The 20,539-nt window shown below is 60.8% G+C and carries 22 protein-coding genes; 6 read left to right on the top strand and 16 right to left on the bottom strand.

The window, feature by feature from the left end:
- Positions 1-39 precede the first annotated feature (39 nt).
- Entirely contained in the window at positions 40-942 is a 903-nt protein-coding gene (locus tag ACYP2A_RS14020; protein WP_459745758.1) for a peptidoglycan DD-metalloendopeptidase family protein, read from the top strand.
- A 101-nt stretch (positions 943-1,043) separates the two neighbouring features.
- On the opposite strand, the gene ACYP2A_RS14015 is transcribed toward ACYP2A_RS14020, so the two are convergent.
- The 5 genes from ACYP2A_RS14015 to ACYP2A_RS13995 form a co-directional block, all read right to left on the bottom strand.
- Positions 1,044-2,384, bottom strand: a complete 1,341-nt coding sequence (locus ACYP2A_RS14015) for a hemolysin family protein (RefSeq protein WP_459745757.1) — start codon at positions 2,382-2,384, stop codon at positions 1,044-1,046.
- Between the two features lie 110 nt (positions 2,385-2,494).
- Positions 2,495-3,817, bottom strand: coding sequence for a phosphate regulon sensor histidine kinase PhoR (gene phoR, locus ACYP2A_RS14010; protein WP_459745756.1), 1,323 nt, complete (start codon positions 3,815-3,817; stop codon positions 2,495-2,497).
- Between the two features lie 49 nt (positions 3,818-3,866).
- The gene (phoB, locus tag ACYP2A_RS14005; protein ID WP_056840848.1) at positions 3,867-4,556 is read right to left on the bottom strand and encodes a phosphate regulon transcriptional regulator PhoB; all 690 of its coding nucleotides are present in this window, start codon (positions 4,554-4,556) and stop codon (positions 3,867-3,869) included.
- A gap of 91 nt (positions 4,557-4,647) precedes the next feature.
- The gene (gene ubiA / locus ACYP2A_RS14000) at positions 4,648-5,538 is read right to left on the bottom strand and encodes a 4-hydroxybenzoate octaprenyltransferase (protein ID WP_459745754.1); all 891 of its coding nucleotides are present in this window, start codon (positions 5,536-5,538) and stop codon (positions 4,648-4,650) included.
- Positions 5,538-6,098: a chorismate--pyruvate lyase family protein gene (locus tag ACYP2A_RS13995; protein WP_459745752.1), complete on the bottom strand. Its 561-nt coding sequence runs from the start codon at positions 6,096-6,098 to the stop codon at positions 5,538-5,540. The genes ubiA and ACYP2A_RS13995 overlap by 1 nt, the downstream gene beginning before the upstream one ends.
- A 291-nt stretch (positions 6,099-6,389) precedes the next feature.
- Here ACYP2A_RS13995 and ACYP2A_RS13990 point away from each other — a divergent pair, with 291 nt between their 5' ends.
- From ACYP2A_RS13990 to ACYP2A_RS13980, 3 genes are all read left to right on the top strand, one after another.
- Positions 6,390-6,665, top strand: a complete 276-nt coding sequence (locus ACYP2A_RS13990; protein ID WP_459745749.1) for an HU family DNA-binding protein — start codon at positions 6,390-6,392, stop codon at positions 6,663-6,665.
- Between the two features lie 235 nt (positions 6,666-6,900).
- A complete protein-coding gene (locus ACYP2A_RS13985) occupies positions 6,901-7,341 on the top strand; it encodes a hypothetical protein (RefSeq protein ID WP_459745748.1) in 441 nt (146 codons plus the stop codon).
- A gap of 152 nt (positions 7,342-7,493) precedes the next feature.
- Positions 7,494-7,874 carry a helicase gene (locus ACYP2A_RS13980; protein ID WP_459745747.1) on the top strand — a complete coding sequence of 127 codons (381 nt, stop codon included), beginning with the start codon at positions 7,494-7,496 and terminating at the stop codon, positions 7,872-7,874.
- Here ACYP2A_RS13980 and ACYP2A_RS13975 read toward each other — a convergent pair whose 3' ends face one another.
- The 10 genes from ACYP2A_RS13975 to ACYP2A_RS13930 form a co-directional block, all read right to left on the bottom strand.
- Positions 7,875-9,836 carry a DUF7844 domain-containing protein gene (locus ACYP2A_RS13975; RefSeq protein WP_459745746.1) on the bottom strand — a complete coding sequence of 654 codons (1,962 nt, stop codon included), beginning with the start codon at positions 9,834-9,836 and terminating at the stop codon, positions 7,875-7,877.
- Complete coding sequence (locus tag ACYP2A_RS13970) at positions 9,833-10,153, bottom strand: DUF2388 domain-containing protein (protein ID WP_459745744.1); 321 nt, start codon at positions 10,151-10,153, stop codon at positions 9,833-9,835. Before ACYP2A_RS13970 ends, ACYP2A_RS13975 begins: the two co-directional genes overlap by 4 nt.
- A 30-nt stretch (positions 10,154-10,183) precedes the next feature.
- Positions 10,184-10,489, bottom strand: a complete 306-nt coding sequence (locus ACYP2A_RS13965; RefSeq protein WP_459745743.1) for a DUF2388 domain-containing protein — start codon at positions 10,487-10,489, stop codon at positions 10,184-10,186.
- Between the two features lie 89 nt (positions 10,490-10,578).
- Positions 10,579-10,896 carry a DUF2388 domain-containing protein gene (locus ACYP2A_RS13960; protein WP_459745742.1) on the bottom strand — a complete coding sequence of 106 codons (318 nt, stop codon included), beginning with the start codon at positions 10,894-10,896 and terminating at the stop codon, positions 10,579-10,581.
- A gap of 341 nt (positions 10,897-11,237) precedes the next feature.
- Positions 11,238-11,450, bottom strand: a complete 213-nt coding sequence (locus ACYP2A_RS13955; protein WP_459745741.1) for a DUF1127 domain-containing protein — start codon at positions 11,448-11,450, stop codon at positions 11,238-11,240.
- Between the two features lie 320 nt (positions 11,451-11,770).
- Positions 11,771-13,264, bottom strand: coding sequence for an acetyl-CoA hydrolase/transferase family protein (locus ACYP2A_RS13950; RefSeq protein WP_459745740.1), 1,494 nt, complete (start codon positions 13,262-13,264; stop codon positions 11,771-11,773).
- Between the two features lie 181 nt (positions 13,265-13,445).
- Positions 13,446-14,891: an NAD(P)(+) transhydrogenase (Re/Si-specific) subunit beta gene (locus ACYP2A_RS13945; RefSeq protein ID WP_459745739.1), complete on the bottom strand. Its 1,446-nt coding sequence runs from the start codon at positions 14,889-14,891 to the stop codon at positions 13,446-13,448.
- Positions 14,888-15,205, bottom strand: coding sequence for an NAD(P) transhydrogenase subunit alpha part 2 (locus tag ACYP2A_RS13940; RefSeq protein WP_459745738.1), 318 nt, complete (start codon positions 15,203-15,205; stop codon positions 14,888-14,890). Before ACYP2A_RS13940 ends, ACYP2A_RS13945 begins: the two co-directional genes overlap by 4 nt.
- Before the next feature lie 11 nt (positions 15,206-15,216).
- Positions 15,217-16,338, bottom strand: coding sequence for a Re/Si-specific NAD(P)(+) transhydrogenase subunit alpha (locus ACYP2A_RS13935; RefSeq protein WP_459745736.1), 1,122 nt, complete (start codon positions 16,336-16,338; stop codon positions 15,217-15,219).
- A gap of 373 nt (positions 16,339-16,711) precedes the next feature.
- A complete protein-coding gene (locus ACYP2A_RS13930) occupies positions 16,712-17,629 on the bottom strand; it encodes a LysR family transcriptional regulator (RefSeq protein WP_459745735.1) in 918 nt (305 codons plus the stop codon).
- 157 nt (positions 17,630-17,786) lie between these two features.
- On the opposite strand from ACYP2A_RS13930, the gene ACYP2A_RS13925 reads away from it, so the two are divergent.
- On the top strand, positions 17,787-18,968 hold the full coding sequence (locus tag ACYP2A_RS13925; protein WP_459745734.1) for an acyl-CoA dehydrogenase: 1,182 nt from the start codon (positions 17,787-17,789) through the stop codon (positions 18,966-18,968).
- 23 nt (positions 18,969-18,991) lie between these two features.
- Positions 18,992-20,212: a CaiB/BaiF CoA transferase family protein gene (locus tag ACYP2A_RS13920; RefSeq protein ID WP_459745733.1), complete on the top strand. Its 1,221-nt coding sequence runs from the start codon at positions 18,992-18,994 to the stop codon at positions 20,210-20,212.
- Positions 20,213-20,297: 85 nt separating this feature from the next.
- Here ACYP2A_RS13920 and ACYP2A_RS13915 read toward each other — a convergent pair.
- The coding region (locus ACYP2A_RS13915) for a hypothetical protein (RefSeq protein ID WP_459745732.1) at positions 20,298-20,539 on the bottom strand (242 nt) is incomplete at its 5' end.

Raw genomic sequence — 20,539 nt, 5'->3', positions numbered from 1 at the left:
AGGCTTGCTGCCCATCGCCCAACCGCCTTGATGATGCCGATGCCCGAACGTTTATTGATCCTGTGCGCCCTGCTGCTGGCTTGCCAGACCGCGGCGGCAATCACCATCTATAAAACCACCAACGCCGATGGCGTGGTGTCGTTCAGCGACCGGCCGGCGCCGGGGGCTGCGGTGGTGGTGTTCAGGGACCGGATGGTCGAGCGTATCGAGCGTCAGGTGCATCTCGATGTGCGCAAGGACAAGGGCACAGACAGCCTGTATGTGCGCAACGATCTGTATGCGCCGGTCGAGATCGAGTTACGCCTGTCAGGTCTCAAGAACGTGCTGGGTGTCGACGGCGAGGCGACGACTCTGCGCCGTACCGTGGCGGCGCGCAGCACCGAGCGAGTGCTGGTGCTCAGCCCTGAACAGGCCGGCCAGCCGATGCGCTACAGCTCGAAGCTGACCTCGACCCTCGGTGCGCCGAACGTGGCCATCAATGCCTACCGCTACCCGTTGCCGTGGGTCGGTGGGCCGTTTCGCCTGACCCAGGGGCCGGGCGGCAAATACAGCCACACCGACGTCAAGGGCCGTTACGCCATGGACATCGCCATGCCCGAAGGCACGCCGATCATCGCGGCGCGGGGCGGTACGGTGATCAAGATCGAAAACGAGCAGAGCGGGCGAGGCTCCAATGCCTCGGGCAACTTTGTCAGGATTCTGCACGAGGACGGCACCATGGGCGTGTATCTGCACCTGATGCGCGGTTCGGTGCTGGTCAAGGAAGGCCAGCGGGTCAGCGTTGGCAGCGCCCTGGCGCGCTCGGGCAATACCGGCAACAGCACAGGGCCCCATCTGCACTTTGTGGTGCAGCGCAATACCGGCCAGGCGCTGGTGTCGATCCCTTACGAGTTCGCCCAGCCCCTGCAGAACCTGCCCGATTTTGCGGTGGGTGGCAATTGAACGCGCGCTTGAAATGGTCGTAGGAGCGGTTTTAACCGCGAAGCAGGCGCCACAATGTTGCGGTGATGCCTTCGCGGCTAAAGCCGCTCCTACGGTTTGTTTCAGTCGAGTTTGAGCACCTTGGCCAGGACGATTTTCGGGCCTTTCATCTTCTTGATGATGATGCGCAGGCCTTCGACTTCCATCTGCTCTTCTTCTTCGGGCACGCGCTTGAGCGAGTCGTAAATCAGGCCGGCCAGGGTCTCGGCCTCGATATGGTCAAGGTCGATGCCCAGCATGCGCTCGATCTTGAACAGCGGCGTGTCGCCACGCACCAGCAGTTTGCCGGGCTGGTAGGCGAGGATGCCGCGCTCGACCTTGCGGTGTTCGTCCTGGATATCGCCGACCAGCACTTCAAGCACGTCTTCCATGGTCAGGTAGCCGATCACCTTGCCGTCGGCTTCTTCGACCAGGGCAAAGTGCGCGCTGCCGTGGCGGAACTGTTCCAGCAGGTGCGACAACGGCATGTGCCGCGAGACCCGTTCCAGCGGACGGATCAGGTCGGCAAGGTTGAATGACTCGGGAATGTGCTCCAGATCCGCCAGTTCCAGCAGCAGGTCCTTGATGTGCAACAGGCCGACGAATTCGCCGCGCTCGGCGTCGAGCACCGGGTAGCGGCTGAATTTGTGCCGGCGAAACAGCGCGAGGATTTCCTTGAGCGGCGCATGGAAATCCAGGGTGATCATGTCTTCGCGCGAGTTGGCCCAGTCGACCACTTCCAGCTCGCCCATTTCCACCGCCGAGGCCAGCACGCGCATGCCCTGGTCGCTGGGGTCCTGGCCACGGCTGGAGTGCAGGATCAGTTTCAGTTCGTCGCGGCTGTAGCTGTGCTCGTGGTGCGGACCGGGCTCGCCCTGGCCTGCAATGCGCAGGATGGCGTTGGCGCTGGCGTTGAGCAGGTAGATGGCCGGGTACATCATCCAGTAGAACAGGTACAACGGCACCGCCGTCCATAGCGACAGCAGTTCGGGTTTGCGGATCGCCCAGGATTTGGGCGCCAGCTCACCGACCACGATGTGCAGGTAGGAAATGATGAAAAAGGCGGTGAAGAACGACACGGCCTTGATGATTTCCGGGGTGTCGACGCCGGCGGCGGCCAGCAGTGGCTCCAGCAGGTGGGCAAAGGCCGGCTCACCGACCCAGCCCAGACCCAGCGACGCCAGGGTGATACCCAGCTGGCAAGCCGACAGGTAAGCGTCAAGTTGACCGTGCACCTTGCGCAGGATACTGCCGCGCCAGCCGTGCTTGCCGGCGATGGACTCGACCTTGGTCGAGCGCAGCTTGACCATGGCGAACTCGGCTGCAACGAAGAAGCCGTTGAGCAGCACCAGCACCAGAGCAAAGAGAATCATGCCGAAATCGGCGAAAAGAGAAGCCAGATCGATAGCGGGGGAAGGGTCCATGATGGAGTTTTACAGTGTCCGTTTTGATCGAGAGAGGGCGTTTGACCTTGAAACAAGTAAGGCCATGAGCAGGGCAATGTAGCGGCTGCGCTCAAGTGTGACAACGTATATCAGAGATCGTCGAATTCATCGTCGAGGTCCGCCAGCTGGGCCGGCGCGAAGTGGCAGACGAAGACGCTGCCCTTGCCGGTGACGCTATTGATCTCCAGCGTGCCGCGATGGCGCAGCAGCACGTGCTTGACGATGGCCAGGCCCAGGCCGGTACCGCCGGTGTTGGAGGCGCGGCTGGTATCGACCCGGTAGAAGCGTTCGGTCAGGCGCGGCAGGTGTTTGGTTTCGATACCGATACCTGAGTCCTGCACGCTCAGGTGCGCGCCACGGATATCGCGCCACCAGCGAATGCGGATCGTGCCGTCGGCGGGGGTGTATTTCACGGCATTGAAGATCAGGTTGGAAAACGCGCTGCGCAGCTCGCTTTCGCTGCCTTTGAGGCCTATGTCGCTTTCGATGTCCAGGCTGATCTGGTGATTGTTATTGCCCGACAGCGCCTGGGCATCGTGGGTGATGGTCTTGAGCAGGGCGTTGACCGCCACCGGCTGGCTGTCGGAGGGGTAGTCGGTGGCTTCCAGCTTGGCCAGCAACAACAGGTCGTTGAGCAGGATCTGCATGCGGCTGCCTTGCTGGTGCATCTGTTGCAGCGCACGGGCCCAGCGCGGGTTTACGTCTTCGCAGTTGTCGAGCAGGGTTTCCAGATAGCCGAAGATCACCGTCAGTGGCGTACGCAATTCGTGCGAGACGTTGGCCACGAAGTCTTTGCGCATCTGTTCCAGTTGGTGAATACGGGTGACATCACGCACCAGCATCAGGTGTTCGTTGTTGCCGTAGCGGGTGATCAGCATCTGGATGCGCAGCCGGTCGTTGCCGGGCGAGGGGATTTCCAGCGGCTCGGCATAGTTGCCCTGGGCGAAATATTCCTTGAAGCGCGGATGGCGCACCAGGTTGGTCACTGGCTGGCCGCTGTCTTGCGGGGTCTTGAGGCCCAGCAGGGTTTCGGCGGCGCGGTTCCACCATTCGAGGTTGCCCTCGGCGTCGAGCATGATCACCGCATCGCGCAGGGCGGCGGTCGATTCCTGGACACGGTCGATGACGGCTTGCAGGCGTCCGCGCACGCGCTGGTCGCGGCGTTGCAGGTGATAGATGCTGTCGAACACATCGCCCCACAGGCCATAGCCGTCCGGTGGTGGCTCGTCGGCCTTGTGGCTGCTCAGCCAGGCGTGCAGGCGCAGCAGTTGCTTGAGGGTCCAGGCCAGGTACAGGCCCAGCCCGACCGACAGGCTCCAGCCATATTCACCGCTGATCAGGCCGACCAGCAGGCAGACGGTGACCAACAGCAGCATGTGGCGGATCAGGGTGCCGTGCCAGTTCGGGTTCAATTAAAGGTACATCCTTGTCTGTACAGCACGGCAAACCGGTAAACAGGGTTCAGCTTTTGGTAGAGAACCGGTAACCGGTACCGCGCACGGTCTGCACCAGATTTTCGTACGCATCGCCCAGCGCCTTGCGCAGGCGGCGGATGTGCACGTCAACGGTACGTTCTTCGACATAGACGTTTCCTCCCCAGACCTGGTCGAGCAACTGGCCGCGGGTGTAGGCGCGTTCCTGGTGAGTCATGAAGAATTGCAGCAAGCGGTATTCGGTAGGCCCCATCTCGGCCGGCTTGCCGTCGATGGTCACACGGTGGCTGATCGGGTCGAGCAGCAGACCGCCGACTTCGATCGGCGCTTCGCCGTCGGTCGGGCCGGTGCGGCGCAGCACGGCCTTGAGCCGGGCGACCAGTTCGCGCGGCGAGAACGGTTTGGTGATGTAGTCGTCGGCGCCGACTTCCAGACCCTGGATCTTGTTGTCCTCTTCGCCTTTGGCAGTGAGCATGATGATCGGGATGTCACCGGTCAGCTCGTCACGCTTGAGGCGCCGGGCCAGCTCGATGCCGGAGGTGCCGGGCAGCATCCAGTCGAGCAGGATCAGGTCGGGCTTGCGGTCGATGATGATCGCGTGTGCCTGTTGCGAGTTTTCGGCTTCGATGCAGTCATAGCCGGCCATTTCCAACGCAACGGCGATCATTTCACGAATGGGCGCTTCGTCGTCAACGATCAGAATGCTCCTGCCAACCATGCTCGAACCTCTTGTCATTTAACTGTCTTGGGGCGCATTAGATAACGGAATTATTGCAGTCGTGTGACATCTGTCCATCGCCCGTGTTTGTTCAGCGAATGGCATAGTCGGCCACGATGCCGACAAAGATCAGCAAGCCTGCCCAATGGTTATGCAGAAATGCCTTGAAACAGGCGTCGCGGTCGCGGGTTCGGGTGCTGTGCCATTGCCAGGCAAAACAGCCGGCAGCGCCCAGCAGGCCCAGATGAAACGGCGTACCCAGGTCGAAGCGCGCACCGGCCAGCACCAGGCACCCCAGGGCCAGGCCTTGCAAGGTCAGGATAATGGTGCGGTCGGCGTCACCGAACAGCACGGCGGTGGATTTGACCCCGATTTTCAGGTCGTCGTCGCGGTCGACCATCGCGTAATAAGTGTCGTAGGCCACGGTCCACAACAGGTTGGCGATGTACAGCAGCCAGGCGGCGGCCGGCAGGTCACCGGTCTCGGCGGTGAACGCCATCGGCATGCCCCACGAGAACGCCGCGCCCAGCACCACTTGCGGGTAATAGGTGTAGCGCTTCATGAACGGGTAGCAGGCCGCCAGCGCCAGGCCGCCGAACGACAGCCAGATGGTCGTGGAGTTGGTCAGCAACACCAGCAAGAAGCTCAAGGTCACCAGAATGGCGAACAGCACCAGGGCTTCACGCGATGTGACCTTGCCGCTGGCCAGCGGGCGCTGTTGGGTGCGCTTTACATGGCCGTCGACCTTGCGGTCGGCAAAGTCGTTGATCACGCAACCGGCGGCGCGCATCAGGAACACGCCGATGACGAAAATCAGCACGTTGGCCAGCGACGGACTGCCCTTGCCGGCAATCCACAATGCCCACAGCGTCGGCCACAGCAGCAGATAAATGCCGATCGGCTTATCGATGCGGGTCAACTGGACGAAGTCCCAGGCGCGGGGATTAAGACGATTGAGGGATTTGAGCAGCGACAGGTACATCAACGGTGGTCCTCTGTTTGTAGCGCATTCCAGAACGCAGGCAAAAACACTTCGGCGACCAGAATGCTCAAGAAGCCGCGCCGAAAGCACGAACGCCGCGCCCACAGGCCTTCGACGCGGTCGGCTTCCGGCAGCCACTGGTCTGGATAGCCGCGCACCTGCAGCGGGCCGCGATCGAATGCCGGGTCGCTGAACAGCAGCTCGCCCAGCGAGCGGGTGCCCAGTTCATCCATGTGCAGGCCGCTGTGCAGCAAGGCTTCACGGCCGGCAACGCTGCGCGCGAACACCCATTTCTCGTCATGCCCGCGCAGATACACCTCGCGCACCCAGCCCTGGCTGTCGACAGGCAGGCCCAGGGCTGCACATTCATCGTCACGCAGGGTTTGCCAGCCTTCGAGCACCGGTGTGACACTGAAACCGTCATGGGACAGACGGGTCAGGCGGCGGGTCAGGGAGTCGTTATTGAACAGCCAGTCGCGCGTGCGCGAGTCGGGCGCTGTGCTCAGGTGCGGGTGTTCAAGCCACTGATCGGGCTGGCAGGCAGAGATAGGCTGGGTCACGGCAAGTCATGGGCGCTAATCATTGGGGCGCCGAGCTTAGCATGGCCGATGTTGTCCCGGATTGCTGCGGCCCGATTGGCGCTGGCATACCGTTGGGGAGATTGCCCGGCATTTTGTCGCTCGGGGCACGGTTTTATTTGAATATTCAGCCTACCCCCACTGGCGCGGGCCTTTGCGCCGTGCCATTCTGCGATTCGACTGCCGCTGCGAGGAGCCGCAGCGGTACCTGATTGCTGCTCGGATTGGGTAGCGCGGGACATAAAAACAAAAACCGTACAAGAGGCTTAGTACATGCGTAAACCAGATCTAGCAGCCGCTATCGCTGAAAAAGCGGACCTCACCAAAGACCAGTCCACTCGCGTTCTCAACGCCATCCTTGAAGAAATCACCGGCGCACTGCACCAGAAAGACAGCGTCACCCTGGTTGGCTTCGGCACCTTCCTGCAACGCCATCGCGGCGCACGCACCGGCAAGAACCCGCAAACCGGCGAGCCGGTAAAAATCAAGGCCAGCAACACCGTGTCCTTCAAGCCTGGCAAGGCGCTCAAGGACAGCGTCAATCCCTGATCCGCTTTCTCGCCCAAGCCGGGCGAGCAGCAGCAAAAAACGGGCATTCCAGTCGCATGGAATGCCCGTTTTTTTATGCGTCCAATCTCTCACGGCGCGATAGGAAAAATCCCACAAAAAACTGTAATAAATCGCCGCTGTTCGCAGAAATTCCTGACTTTTTTCTGGTGCATCTCCCCTTAAAGTGCGCGTCCGCTGCACCGCTTGAAAATCACATCACACTTGGGAAAACAACATGAAAAAGTTCTGGATGTCTGCTGCCGTCATCACTCTGATCGCAACCACTAGCGGCTGCGTCAGCTACAACGTCAGCCAGCCGTCGGCGGCGCTTGAAGGCACCGTCAAGACCGACCTCAAGGCCGATGTCAAAGTGGGCGGGCCGATCTCGGGTCAATCCTCGACCAATATCCTCTTCAACTTCCTGACTTTCGGTGGCGACAACGAATACGCCGATGGCGTGACCTACGGCGGTTCGGCCGGTGGTGGCCTGGCGTTGGGGCTGCCAGACCCGGTCTCTACCACCAAGGCAGCGGCGGCCTACAAGGCGGTAAAATCTTCGGGTGCCGACCTGATCGTGGCGCCACGTTATGAAGTGAAGGTTCAGGACTACTTGATCTTCAAGAAGGTCGACGTGAAAGTGACCGGTAGCCAGGGCAACATCAACAGCATCCGCTGATAGCCCGACGCCGGTCGTAGCCTTGTGCTGCGACTGGCGTTTTGCTGCTATGAAATGGCGGTTATCTGCGCTGAAAACGCAGGTAATGGCCGGGTTAAACCGCTAGACTGCCGGCGCTTGTCTTCTCTGGATGTTCGCTGAGGCAGTAAGTCATGAAATTTCGTTTTCTTCTCTGGGCGCTGGGCCTGTTGATGGCCCGAGCCAGTCGCAACAACCCCGACTTTCAACAGCAACTGGCCGACAAGGCGCTGACCTTCCAGTTGCAGACCGCCGACGGCAAGGTGGCGCGGCACTATGTGGTACGTGATCAACGCGTGCGCAGTGCGGGCGGCCTGGCCAGTGATCCTGCGTTTAGCATCGTGTTCAAGGATGCGGCCTATGGCCTGGCGACCCTGAATGCCAGTAACAAGCAGTTGGCATTCATGCAGGGCATTCAGGACAAACATATCCAGATCAAGGGCAACCCGGCCCTGGTGATCTGGTTTCAGGGCCTGACCCGCTACCTCAAACCGAAAAAGAAAAAAGCCGCCTGATCAAGGCAGCTCAAGGCCGCCTGCCGCTCTGTGCAGGGCGCGCAGGTGTTCGCTCATCTGCTTTAGGTTCTCTTCGCTGGCGGTAATTTCGGCGGCGCGTGCCGGCTCCAGCAGGGCACGCACTTCGCTGTCCAGATCACCGGTCAGGCGCTTGAGCGTTTTCTGCCGCTCGCTGCTTTGTGCCTCCAGCCGTTGCCATTCATTGGTTTGCGGCAAACCGTAGCCGTCGCTGCCGAGCAATTCGGCCGGCCGGCTGAGAAAGCCGCTGTTGGCCAGAATGTCCTGCAAAGTGCCGGTGGCGCGTGACACTCGTCCGTCCTGTTGCTCGCGAGCGGTCAGGTAGCGTTGCTTGACCTCGTCCTGGGCCAGCAGTAACTGGCGGCGCAGGCTGGCCTGCTCCAGCAGCAGGATAGCGGCGCTGGTGCGCAGGTCGGCGCGGGCGAACCATTGGCGGCGCTCGCTGGCCGGTTGTTGCAGCCAGTCTTCGACGGCGTTTTGCTGGATCGGCAGGTTTTTCTTCAGGACCGCGAACATGGCCTGGTAACGGTCGCGGTAAGAGTCGAAGCGGTAACCCAGGCGCAGCGCTTCCTTGGGGTTGTCCAGCACACTGGTGTCGGCCAGACCCCGGCCCTTGAGCACTTCAAGCAGGCCGTTGGGCAGGATGCTGTCCAGCGCGGTCAGCTCAGGGTTGTGAGTGCCGCTGCGCAACAGTTTAAGGGTTTCGACCGCACAGTTATTGGACAGGAAGTAGTAATCGCCGTCGTAGCTCCAGTGCATTTCGGCCGAGTGCTCCACCAGGCTGTCGATCTCCTGGCGCGACAGCTTCAGCGGCACCGAGGCCAGGCTGCGCAATTCGGTCTTGGTGTATTCGTCGATCACTTGCGCCAGTGGCAGCACGAACAGCCGCGAAGGGTAGGCGCCGGTCAGGCCGTCCCAGCTCGACAGTTGCACATCGCCGACGAACGCCCGGTACGACAGTACCAGGTGCTGGTCCAAGTCGAGACGACAGTCCGGGCCGCGTGGCCGGCCCGGTTTGCAGATCACCAGGCGCAACATGCTGTGGCCCCAGCGGCTCATCATGTTCTGGTTGGCTTCGGCCAGCAGGTAATCCACGGCGTAGACCCGCTCGGGGTCGAGTTTGCCCAGCGGCTCGCGGCCAAAGTCGTTGCCGGCGTTCAGGTAGGGATAAAACGTCGGGCAGTTTTGTTGCTTGGCCGGCGCCCAGCCGAACTGCTCCTTGTACCAGCGATACAGCGCCGGGCGGCGGCAGGCGTAGGCCGGGTCGAGGAGAAAGTACTCCATGTTCACCGCGACGAATTCCAGCGGGCTGCTTAGCTCGTAGCTGTCCGGGCTGCGCACGCCCTGGCCGTTGTGTTGCTCGCGCTCACCGCGGCGGCCGACATACTGTTGCCAGCCGGCCAGGTCCAGCAGGCGCGGGTCATCGCTCAAGGTGAAGCGTCGTTCGGTTTGCCCGCGACACTCATCGGCCAGGCCGACCTTGCCCAGCGAGCTGTGCTGGCGCGCGCAGCGCACGATCAGCGTGCGTTGTGCAGCCGGCCACAGGCGGGCGCGATCATAAACGTGGGTCAGTTCGTGCAGCACCGTGGCCAGCAGTTCGCGGCGCACGGTGCCATGCGGGCGACCGGTCTGCGCGGTGGCCGCCGAGCCATCGGTCAGCGAAGGCAGCAAGCGGGTATTGAGGTACAGCTGGTAAGGGCCGGCCGCCTGGCCATAGGCATTGGCGGGCATGTCGGCAGACCAGCTCACCTGAATGCGCCGGTCCAGGCTCTGGATCAGGCGCGGCGGCAGCGCTTGCAGGGCTTCATCGAGCAGCGTCTGGCTGGCCTGGCGCTGGGCCGGGCTGAGTTGATCGCCTTGCAGGTTCAGTTGCAGGTCGGCGAACGCGGGCAGTGCCGCGAAGCTCAGTGCCCAAGCCAGCAGCCAGACGCCGAGGCGCCTCACAGTGCGAGGATGGCTTCGGCCAGGGTCTGGTCGCTCGCGGTGCGGGCTTCGGGGACGCGGCTGCGCAGGGTGTCGAAGGCGGCATCCAAGCGCGCGCCATGAATATCACCGCCACTGGCCACATAACTGGCCGCGTCGTCGCGAGCCTGTTGCACGACCTTGGAGTCGCGGATCGAGGTGGTGGTGTCGGAGGTGAAATCGATGGTACGGCCAAAGGCACGCACGATGATGTTACTGGTGGCCACCACAGTCTGAGCCTGGGCCACATCAACCAGCAACAGCATGCCCAGGGTCGCGGCAATCAACGGGGTGCGCATGTAAGTCTCCACTACACAAGAATAAAGTGATTATTGGACGAGGATTGCCTGTGCCAGTTCAAGGTCGCTGGCACGAAGTTTTGTATCGCGCTGGCGCAGCAACTGCAGGGCCGATTCAAGCTGTGCACCACGCAGTTGACCGTTGCTGGCGACAAAGGCCGCCGCATCGTCGCGGGCCGCCAGAATCAGCTTGTTATCGAAGGGCGCCGTGGTGACCTGGGTGGTGACGTAGCCGCTGATGACCACGCCCTGAGTGCTGGTGTCGAATGCCTGGGCCTGGCCGATAAACGTCAGGCTGGCCAGAGTCGCCAGAAACGACAGATGCAGTAAACGCATAAGTATTCGATAGGGATGGCAAAACGAGGCCCAAGGCTAACGCAATGCCTTGGGCAGGGCTACCCCGCCGGCAGGCGGGGCAGATTGAATCAGAGGGCCAGAATGGCTTGGGCGAGTTGGGTGTCGCTGGCTTGCAGGGTCGGCTGCTGCTGCCGGATATGGCTCAGCGCGCCTTCAAGGCGTGCACCACGGATCTCACCGGCACTGCCGACAAAGCTGGCGGCGTCGTCACGGGCGGCGCGCACGATCTTGTCGTCACGAAACGACGAGCTGATGTCGGAGGTGGCGTCGGTCGAGGCGGCAACAGCGCCGACCAGGGTGTCAGTGGTCACGACGAAGCTGGTTGCATGGGCGCTGGCAGCAGCGCTCAACAGCATGGCAGTACCAAGAATTCGCAGAAAGGACATGATGGAGTTCCGTTTGGATGAATGAAGCGATCTTCAAAAGGTGGTTGCTAGCCTATCTCAGCTAATTGCCGGGTGCTATCGCAGCGCTTGGCCAGCGGCATATAACAGTTTTATTGGTTGTATGATTTTATTAAACTGTACTGTTCCGTAGGAGCTGCTTTAGCAGCGAAGCAGGCACCGCGTAACGGCTTTCCCGGCTAAAGCCAGTCCTACGCAATTGCAGGCCAGCCATTTCCAGCGTCCAGAAACGACAAAGCCCGTCAGCAGTTGCCTGCGACGGGCTTTGGGGAGATTCGGTGGACTGGAAGGTGGCCTTCAGGCCTGCTCCAGTACGCGCCGTATCAACGCCAGAACGGTTTGCTCAGTTCTTCGTAGCGCTGGGATTCGCTGATACCGGCGTCAGCCAGCAGGCGAGTGTCCAGACGAGCCAGTTGACGGCGGCTCGACAGGCGACGTTGCCACAGCATCAGGGTCGCGAAGGCGCGCAGAGGCAGGGCAGACTGGTTGGAAACGGTGCTTTCGTTGAACAGCTCGGAACTGACTGTACGTTCCATGGTGTGACTTCCTTCCGCTTGTGGCGGGATTAGAGATTGGCTTGACTGGTGCCTATCTTCCTCTCGTTCGGACCATCTCTACAGACACAGTTCATTTGTATTGTGAGAGTTCAGTTAACTGTTTATAGGCACTGTTTTGTTCATAAATGGGGCGACTGTACTGGTCTGCACATTAATGGTGCATTTTATCTCGCCGAGGTCGCGAATCTGTCAGTTAAAGGCGATTTTTTACCAGTACAGAAGTACAGTTTTTGTCGGTGTGCTGTTTCAGTTTTACAGTTGTGTGCAAAAAGCATCTTGCAGCTGTTCAACTGTGTTCGTTATGCGGGCAGCATGCGTCCGGTCTCTTCCAGATTGATGTGCCACTTCAGTGCCTCGCGCAGCAAATGCGGGGTGTGACCCCCCAGTTGGCAGGCGGCGGAGAAGTAATCGTTGAGCGCCTCGCGGTAGTCCGGGTGTACACAGTTGTCGATGATCACACGTGCCCGCTCGCGCGGGGCCAGGCCGCGCAGGTCGGCCAGGCCCTGTTCGGTAACCAGAATGTCGACATCATGCTCGGTGTGGTCGACATGGCTGACCATGGGCACCACGCTGGAAATCGCGCCGCCCTTGGCGATTGACTTGGTGACGAAGATCGCCAGGTGCGCATTGCGTGAAAAATCCCCCGAACCGCCGATGCCGTTCATCATCCGCGTGCCGCACACATGGGTGGAGTTGACGTTGCCGTACAGGTCGAACTCCAGCGCGGTGTTGATACCGATGATGCCCAGTCGGCGGATGACCTCCGGGTGGTTGGAGATTTCCTGCGGGCGCAGCACCAGCCGTGACTTGTAACGGTTGAAGTCGGCGAACACTTGCGCATGCTTGGGCGCCGACAGGGTCATGGAGCTGCCCGAGGCGAAGTCGAGTTTGCCGGCATCGAACAGGTCGAAGGTCGAGTCCTGCAGCACCTCGGAGTACATGGTCAGGTTCTTGAACGGCGAATCCAGCAGGCCGTGCATGACCGCGTTGGCGATGGTGCCGATACCGGCTTGCAGGGGCATCAGGCTTTCGGTCAGGCGCTGGGCGCGGACTTCGTTTTTGAAAAATTCGACCAGATGATTGGCGATGGCCTGGGTCTCGGCATCCGGTGGCAACACGGTGGACGGCGAGTCGGGCTGGTCGCTGATGACGATGCCGACGATTTTTGCAGGATCGATCTTGACCGCCGAGGTGCCGATGCGCGAATCGGCTTCCAGTACCGGGATTGGCAAGCGTGTCGGGCGGTAGCTGGGGATGTAGATGTCGTGCAGGCCTTCAAGCTCCAGCGGCTGCGACAGGTTGATCTCGACGACGACCTGTTTGGCGAGGATGGCGAAGCTGGCCGAGTTGCCGACCGAGGTGCTGAGTACCAGATGGCCTTCTTCGGTGATCGCCACGCATTCGATGACCGCCAGGTCCACCGCCTTGATCTGCCGATTGCGCAATTGTTCGACGGTGTCGGACAGGTGCTGGTCGATGAACATCACCTCGCCGGCATTGATCGCCTTGCGCAGGGTGCTGTCGACCTGGAACGGCATGCGTCGCGACAGCACGCCGGCTTCGGTCAGTTGCTTGTCCAGATCGTTGCCCAGACTGGCGCCGGTCATCAGGCTGATCTTCAGCGGCGTCTGGCGGGCGCGCTCGGCCAGCGCGTGAGGCACCGCCTTGGCTTCACCGGCGCGGGTAAAGCCGCTCATGCCGACGGTCATGCCGTCTTCAATCAGGCCTGCGGCATCAGCCGCGCTCATGACCTTGCTCATCAGGCTTGGCATGCGGATACGATCACGGTACATATTTTATTATCTCGGGGGATGCAAGAAAGCGCCAAGTCTAGTGGCTAAGGGGCGCTTCGTCCTCCGACCAAGGTCGTAGGAAATGGCTCTAATTGGCGGGTTTCAGCGCAAAACACTGTTACGTAAAATGTAAAAAAGCCCCGGCTGCGAACAGGCCGGGGCACTTTTAAAGCGTTCTGGATCAGTGTGCTTCGACGGCCTTGACCATGTCTTCGATGACTTTCTTGGCGTCGCCGAAGACCATCATGGTCTTGTCGAGGTAGAACAGCTCGTTGTCCAGGCCGGCATAGCCGCTGGCCATCGAGCGTTTGTTGACGATGATGGTCTTGGCTTTATAAGCCTCCAGAATCGGCATGCCGGCGATCGGCGACTTGGGATCGTTCTTCGCTGCCGGGTTGACCACATCGTTGGCGCCCAGCACCAGTACCACGTCGGCCTGGCCGAACTCGGAGTTGATGTCCTCCATCTCGAAGACCTGGTCGTAAGGCACTTCGGCCTCGGCCAGCAGTACGTTCATGTGCCCCGGCATGCGCCCGGCCACCGGGTGGATCGCGTACTTCACGGTGACGCCATGGTGCACCAGCTTCTCGGTCAGCTCTTTGAGCGCGTGCTGTGCACGGGCCACGGCCAGGCCATAGCCGGGCACGATGATGACCGTGTCGGCGTTGGTCAGCAGGAACGTGGCATCGTCTGCCGAGCCCGACTTGACCGGCCGCTGTTCCTTGCTGCCACCCGCTGCACCGGCATCCGCCACTGCACCGAAGCCACCGCCGATGACGTTGAAGAACGAGCGGTTCATGGCCTTGCACATGATGTGCGAAAGGATCGCGCCGCTGGAGCCGACCAGGGAGCCGGCGATGATCAGCATCGAGTTGTTCAGCGAGAAGCCGATACCGGCCGCCGCCCAGCCCGAGTAGCTGTTGAGCATCGACACCACCACCGGCATGTCGGCGCCGCCGATGGGGATGATCAGCAGGACGCCGATCACGAAGGCCAGCACCAGCATGATGGCGAAGGCGGTGAGGTTGCCGCTGAACATATAGGTGAGGCCAAAGAACAGCGTTGCCAGGCCCAGGATCAGGTTCAGTTTGTGCTGGCCGGCGAACTGTACCGGCGCGCCTTGAAACAGGCGGAATTTGTACTTTCCAGACAGCTTGCCGAAGGCGATCACGGAACCTGAGAACGTCACTGCACCGATGGCGGCACCGAGGAACAGCTCCAGGCGGTTACCGACCGGGATAGCGTCACCCAAGTGGGCCACGATACCCAGTGACTGCGGTTCGACCACCGCCGCGATGGCGATGAACACCGCCGCCAGGCCGATCATGCTGTGCATGAAGGCTACCAGCTCTGGCATCTTGGTCATTTCGACGCGCCTGGCCATGATCGAGCCAGCGGTGCCGCCTACCAGCAGGCCAATGAGGATGTAGCCGATGCCGGCACTGGTACCCACGGTGCTGGCCAGTTTGTAGACCAGGCCGATGGTGGTCAGCACCGCCAGGCCCATGCCAAGCATGCCGAACAGGTTGCCGCGCCGAGACGTGGTCGGGTGCGACAGGCCCTTGAGTGCCTGGATGAAGCACACGGCCGAAATCAGATAAAGCAGGGTGACGAGGTTCATGCTCATTTCTGCACCTCGTCCTTGGCCTTGGCTTTCTTCTTGAACATTTCCAGCATGCGCCGGGTAACCAGGAAGCCACCGAACACGTTAACTGCAGCCAGCGCCACGGCGAGGGTGCCCATGGTTTTGCCCAGCGGCGTGACGGTCAGCGCTGCAGCAAGCATGGCGCCGACGATCACGATGGCACTGATGGCGTTGGTCACGGCCATCAGCGGGGTGTGCAGGGCCGGGGTGACGTTCCAGACCACGTGGTAACCCACATAGATGGCCAGAACGAAAATGATCAGGTTGTAGATACCGGGGGAGATCAGCTCTTGCATGGTGATTGTTCTCAGCCGTTTTTACGGAGGATCTGGCCGTCGCGGCACATCAGGCACGCGGCGACAATGTCGTCTTCGAGGTTGATCGAGAGCTGACCGTCCTTGTCGAACAGTAGCTTCATGAAGTCCAGCAGGTTGCGCGCATACAGCGCCGAGGCATCGGCCGCCACCAGCGCCGGCAGGTTGGTGTGGCCGACGAGGGTCACGCCATGCTCGACCACGACCTGGTCGGCCACGGTCAGCGGGCAGTTACCGCCCTGGGCGGCAGCGAGATCGATGACCACCGAGCCTGGTTTCATCTGGCTGACGGTGTCGGCGCTGAGCAGCACCGGTGCCTTGCGGCCTGGAATCAGTGCCGTGGTGATGACGATGTCCGACTGCCTGGCGCGCTCGTGTACGGCAACGGCCTGGCGCTGCATCCAGCTGGCCGGCATCGGCCTTGCGTAACCGCCGACGCCTTCGGCGCACTCGCGCTCTTCATCGGTCTCGTAGGGCACATCGATGAATTTGGCACCCAGCGACTCGATCTGTTCGCGCACTGCAGGGCGTACATCGGAGGCTTCGACCACGGCGCCCAGGCGCTTGGCCGTAGCAATAGCCTGCAGGCCGGCAACGCCGGCGCCGAGAATCAACACGCGGGCGGCCTTTACCGTGCCGGCGGCGGTCATCAGCATCGGCATGAAGCGCGGGTAATGGTGCGCGGCCAGCAGCACCGACTTGTAGCCGGCAATGTTGGCCTGCGACGACAGCACGTCCAAGCTTTGTGCGCGGGAGGTGCGCGGTGCAGCTTCCAGGGCGAAGGCGGTGATGCCGCGTTCGTTCATCCGGGCGATGGTGTCGTTGCTGAACGGGTTGAGCATGCCGATCAGCAACGTGCCGGGCTTGATAAGCGCCAGTTCCGCATCGCTGGGTGGGGTCACCTTGAGAATCAACTGGGCGGCGAATACCTCGGTCGCGCTGCCGATGACTGCACCGGCGGCCGTATAGGCGCTGTCCGGCACACCGGCATGAATACCGGCGCCGCTCTGTACAGTCAGCGTATGGCCTTGGCCGATCAGTTTCTTGATGGTTTCCGGGGTGGCGGCCACCCGGGTTTCGCCCGCATGGGTTTCAAGAGGAACACCAATGTGCACGGCAAGTCTCCTGCGCGATCTTTCTTGTCTTCATGAGTGAGCCCGCAGACGGCGACAGGCCCGGCGCGGCGCATTGTGCAGGTGAGAATAGCGGCCCTTCAACACATTCTGTAACGAGACTGGAAATTAACTACAAGTCATCCTGTGACCTATTGTCGCAACGAATCGGCCAAGACCTTTATTTATAAGGCTTACAGCAAATTCCATTGATTTAATGTGGGAAAGAATAATTTTTCGTTCAGGACCGAAGTTGAATGGATAAATGCCCTGAAACCCTTGTAAATAAAGGGGATAAGTGCTTTTGTAGGATGATCTGACAACAGTTTTATAATAGCGACAAATAGTTATATCTGTAGTGCTTTATAAGGGCTTGCTACCGGGTTTCATCCCGCTCCTGCGGCAATGTGTAGCGGTGCGCCTGATCGATCAGCCAGTTGCGAAAGGCCTGGAGCGATACAGTCTCGGTTTTTCGTTCGGGAATCATCAAGTGATAGGCTTTTATGCTGGTTAATTCGTGTGGGTTGGCGATCACCAGACGCTGTTCCTGCAGTTCGCGTTGAATAAGAAACGGCGGGATCAACGCAATCCCCATCTCGTGCATGGCGGCCTGGGCCAGCATGGAGAATAGCTCGTAGCGTGGGCCGGTCATGTCGCGGGGTATTTGCAACTGACGATCGTTGAACCACTGACGCCAGGCGTACGGCCGAGTGGTCTGTTGCAGCAGCGGCAGTTCGGCGATTTGTTCGGCGCTGAGTTCATTCAAGCCCTCCAGCAGCGCGGGGCTGCACACCGGCATGGGGTTTTCGCCCATGAGTCGATAGGCCTGGGTGCCGGGCCAGTCGGCATCACCAAAGTAGATGGCTGCGTCGAAGTCGGTGTCGGCGAACAGGAACGGGCGGGTGCGATTGGTCAGGTTGACCGTAACTTCCGGGTGGCGTAGCTGGAAATCCTTGAGCCTGGGCAGCAGCCATTGAGTGCCGAAGGTCGGCACTACGGCCAGTTCGATCACACTGGTGCCATGCTGGCCCATGATCGACAGCGTGTCGCGCTCTACCGCATCGAGCTGCGAGGCAACGCGGCGGCTGTAGGAGAGCCCGGCATCGGTGAGCTTTACCCCGCGCCTGGAGCGCTTGAACAGCTCGATGCCGAGAAACTGCTCCAGGCTGCCGATCTGCCGGCAGATGGCGCTCTGGGTCAGGGACAGCTCCTGCGCCGCCTTGGTGAAACTCTCGTGGCGAGCCGCTGACTCGAAGCTGACAAGCGCGGCCGTGCTGGGAATTTTGCGACGCATATACCAAGTCCTCACTGGTTTGATCGGTAATCAGCCGTCTGGCTGGCTCACGGAGTGAGAAATTAGCACAACATCTTGCGTAATCGTCGTTTGTCCGGCGTGCGATGCAGGGCTAGGCTTGTTGCACAACATTGGTTTTCAGGGCGAGGCATCAACCATGAGTGGCAAGGCAAGCTTTAACTGGATCGATCCCCTGTTGCTGGATCAGCAACTGACTGAAGAAGAGCGCATGGTCCGTGACAGCGCCGAGCAGTTCGCCCGGGACAAGCTGGCGCCACGCGTGCTTGAAGCCTTTCGTCATGAACAGACCGACCCGCATATTTTTCGCGAGATGGGCGAAGTTGGCCTGCTGGGCGCAACCATTCCCGAAGCCTATGGCGGCAGTAACCTCAATTATGTGTGCTACGGGCTGATTGCCCGCGAGGTGGAGCGCGTCGACTCGGGCTATCGCTCGATGATGAGCGTGCAGTCATCCCTGGTGATGGTGCCGATCAACGAGTTCGGTACCGAAGCCCAGAAACAGAAGTACCTGCCGAAACTGGCGTCTGGCGAGTGGATCGGCTGCTTTGGCCTGACCGAGCCCAACCATGGCTCCGATCCGGGCTCTATGGTGACCCGCGCGCGCAAGGTGGATGGCGGCTATCGCCTGAGCGGTGCGAAGACGTGGATCACCAACAGTCCTATCGCCGATGTGTTCGTGGTGTGGGCCAAGGACGATGTCGGCGATATCCGCGGCTTTGTTCTGGAGAAAGGTTGGGCCGGGCTCAGTGCGCCGGCCATTCATGGCAAGGTCGGCTTGCGGGCGTCGATCACTGGCGAGATCGTCATGGACAGCGTGTTTGTGCCTGAAGAGAACATCTTCCCCGACGTGCGCGGCTTGAAAGGGCCGTTCACCTGCCTTAACTCGGCACGCTATGGCATTGCCTGGGGCGCGCTGGGGGCGGCGGAGTTCTGCTGGCACACCGCACGACAATATACGCTGGACCGCCAGCAGTTCGGCCGGCCCTTGGCGGCCAATCAGTTGATCCAGAAAAAGCTCGCCGACATGCAGACCGAGATCACTATGGCCTTGCAAGGCTGCCTGCGTCTGGGGCGGATGAAGGATGAAGGCACGGCGGCGGTAGAGATCACCTCGATCATGAAGCGCAACTCCTGCGGCAAGTCGCTGGAGGTTGCACGGCTGGCGCGGGACATGCTGGGCGGCAATGGCATCAGCGATGAGTTCGGCGTGGCCCGACACCTGGTCAACCTGGAAGTGGTGAATACCTATGAGGGCACTCACGATGTGCACGCGCTGATTCTGGGGCGTGCGCAGACCGGCATTCAGGCCTTCTATTAATAGACGCACACGGAGGGCTGGCCATGGGCGCGCTGTCGCATGTTCGAGTGCTGGATTTGTCGCGGGTTCTGGCTGGCCCCTGGGCAGGGCAGATCCTGGCCGACCTGGGTGCCGATGTGATCAAGGTCGAGCGCCCGGTCAGCGGCGACGATACCCGCGCCTGGGGGCCGCCCTTCCTTAAGGATGCTGCCGGAGAGAACACCAGCGAGGCGGCGTACTACCTGTCGGCCAATCGTAACAAGCAGTCGGTGACCATCGACTTCACCCGTGCCGAGGGTCAGGCTTTGGTGCGTGAACTGGTGGCGCACTCCGATATCCTGATCGAAAACTTCAAGGTGGGTGGTCTGGCGGCTTATGGTCTGGACTACGCAGCACTGAAGGTGATCAATCCTCGACTGATCTATTGCTCGATCACCGGCTTCGGGCAAAGCGGGCCTTATGCCAAGCGTGCCGGCTACGACTTCATGATTCAGGGGCTGGGCGGGCTGATGAGCCTGACCGGACGCTCGGAGGCAGAGGAAGGCGCCGGGCCGGTCAAGGTCGGTGTGGCGCTGACCGATATTCTCACCGGGCTGTATTCGAGCACGGCGATTCTGGCGGCTCTGGCGCATCGCGATCAGACGGGTAGGGGTCAGCATATCGATATGGCGCTGCTGGATGTGCAGGTGGCGTGCCTGGCCAACCAGGCGATGAACTACCTGAGCACCGGCGTGGCGCCTCGCCGGTTGGGCAATGCGCATCCGAACATCGTGCCGTATCAGGATTTTCCAACGGCCGACGGCGACTTCATTCTGACGGTGGGTAATGACAGCCAGTTCAGGCGGTTTGCCGAGGTGGCCGGCCATCCTGAGTGGGCCGACGATCCGCGCTTCAAGAGCAATACCTTGCGGGTGGCGCACCGTGCCGAGCTGATTCCGCTGATTCGTCAGGCGACGGTGTTCAAGACTACGGTGCAGTGGGTAACGGAGCTGGAGACGGCCGGGGTGCCGTGTGGGCCGATCAATGATCTGGCCCAGGTGTTTGCTGATCCACATGTTATTGCGCGGGGGCTGGCGATCGAGTTGCCTCATGCATTGGGCGGAACAGTGCCGCTGGTGGCCAGCCCGATAAGGTTGTCTGAAACACCTGTGGAGTATCGGCGAGCGCCGCCTTTATTGGGTGAGCATACACAGACAGTGCTGCGCGATGTGCTGGGTATGAGTGAGGAGGCGATAGCTGCACTGCGTGAAGCGCAGGTTCTGTAGATTCCTTCTATATAGAAGGAATCTGTTTTTAGGGGCTGCAGGCACTTAATTTCATTATATTGAAATTAAGTGTTGACGCCCCGTCTCAGCGCTCTATAATGCGCACCATTCCCGCCGCGGAAGAAACTGAAAACTCCTTGAAGATCAACGAGTTAGAAGCGAAAACGGCGAGGGAATGGTGCAGGCCTCCGGGCCCGGCGGTGAAAAAGGCAGTTGACAGTAACTTCGGTTGCTGTATTATTCGCCTCCCGCTGACGAGTTGGTCGAAAGATCGCTCGGCACGCAAGTGATCGAAGTTTGGATGTGTTGAAAACTTCTGAAAATAAT

This window comes from Pseudomonas sp. 3A(2025) (assembly GCF_054589175.1).
Note: the sequence above shows the minus strand (reverse complement) of the source record. Positions and strands in the feature narration are given on the sequence as shown.

Excerpts from the sequence above, each read along its gene's own strand:
- ACYP2A_RS13980 (WP_459745747.1), top strand. The coding sequence starts at position 7,494 with ATGAAATTTCGTTTTCTTCTCTGGGCGCTGGGCCTGTTGATGGCCCGA.
- ACYP2A_RS13970 (WP_459745744.1), bottom strand. The coding sequence starts at position 10,153 with ATGCGCACCCCGTTGATTGCCGCGACCCTGGGCATGCTGTTGCTGGTT.
- ACYP2A_RS13925 (WP_459745734.1), top strand. The coding sequence starts at position 17,787 with ATGAGTGGCAAGGCAAGCTTTAACTGGATCGATCCCCTGTTGCTGGAT.
- ACYP2A_RS13985 (WP_459745748.1), top strand. The coding sequence starts at position 6,901 with ATGAAAAAGTTCTGGATGTCTGCTGCCGTCATCACTCTGATCGCAACC.
- ACYP2A_RS13955 (WP_459745741.1), bottom strand. The coding sequence starts at position 11,450 with ATGGAACGTACAGTCAGTTCCGAGCTGTTCAACGAAAGCACCGTTTCC.
- ACYP2A_RS13940 (WP_459745738.1), bottom strand. The coding sequence starts at position 15,205 with ATGCAAGAGCTGATCTCCCCCGGTATCTACAACCTGATCATTTTCGTT.
- ACYP2A_RS14020 (WP_459745758.1), top strand. The coding sequence starts at position 40 with ATGCCCGAACGTTTATTGATCCTGTGCGCCCTGCTGCTGGCTTGCCAG.
- ubiA (WP_459745754.1), bottom strand. The coding sequence starts at position 5,538 with ATGTACCTGTCGCTGCTCAAATCCCTCAATCGTCTTAATCCCCGCGCC.
- ACYP2A_RS14015 (WP_459745757.1), bottom strand. The coding sequence starts at position 2,384 with ATGGACCCTTCCCCCGCTATCGATCTGGCTTCTCTTTTCGCCGATTTC.
- ACYP2A_RS13990 (WP_459745749.1), top strand. The coding sequence starts at position 6,390 with ATGCGTAAACCAGATCTAGCAGCCGCTATCGCTGAAAAAGCGGACCTC.
- ACYP2A_RS13920 (WP_459745733.1), top strand. The coding sequence starts at position 18,992 with ATGGGCGCGCTGTCGCATGTTCGAGTGCTGGATTTGTCGCGGGTTCTG.
- ACYP2A_RS13950 (WP_459745740.1), bottom strand. The coding sequence starts at position 13,264 with ATGTACCGTGATCGTATCCGCATGCCAAGCCTGATGAGCAAGGTCATG.
- ACYP2A_RS13965 (WP_459745743.1), bottom strand. The coding sequence starts at position 10,489 with ATGCGTTTACTGCATCTGTCGTTTCTGGCGACTCTGGCCAGCCTGACG.
- phoB (WP_056840848.1), bottom strand. The coding sequence starts at position 4,556 with ATGGTTGGCAGGAGCATTCTGATCGTTGACGACGAAGCGCCCATTCGT.
- ACYP2A_RS13930 (WP_459745735.1), bottom strand. The coding sequence starts at position 17,629 with ATGCGTCGCAAAATTCCCAGCACGGCCGCGCTTGTCAGCTTCGAGTCA.
- ACYP2A_RS13945 (WP_459745739.1), bottom strand. The coding sequence starts at position 14,891 with ATGAGCATGAACCTCGTCACCCTGCTTTATCTGATTTCGGCCGTGTGC.
- ACYP2A_RS13960 (WP_459745742.1), bottom strand. The coding sequence starts at position 10,896 with ATGTCCTTTCTGCGAATTCTTGGTACTGCCATGCTGTTGAGCGCTGCT.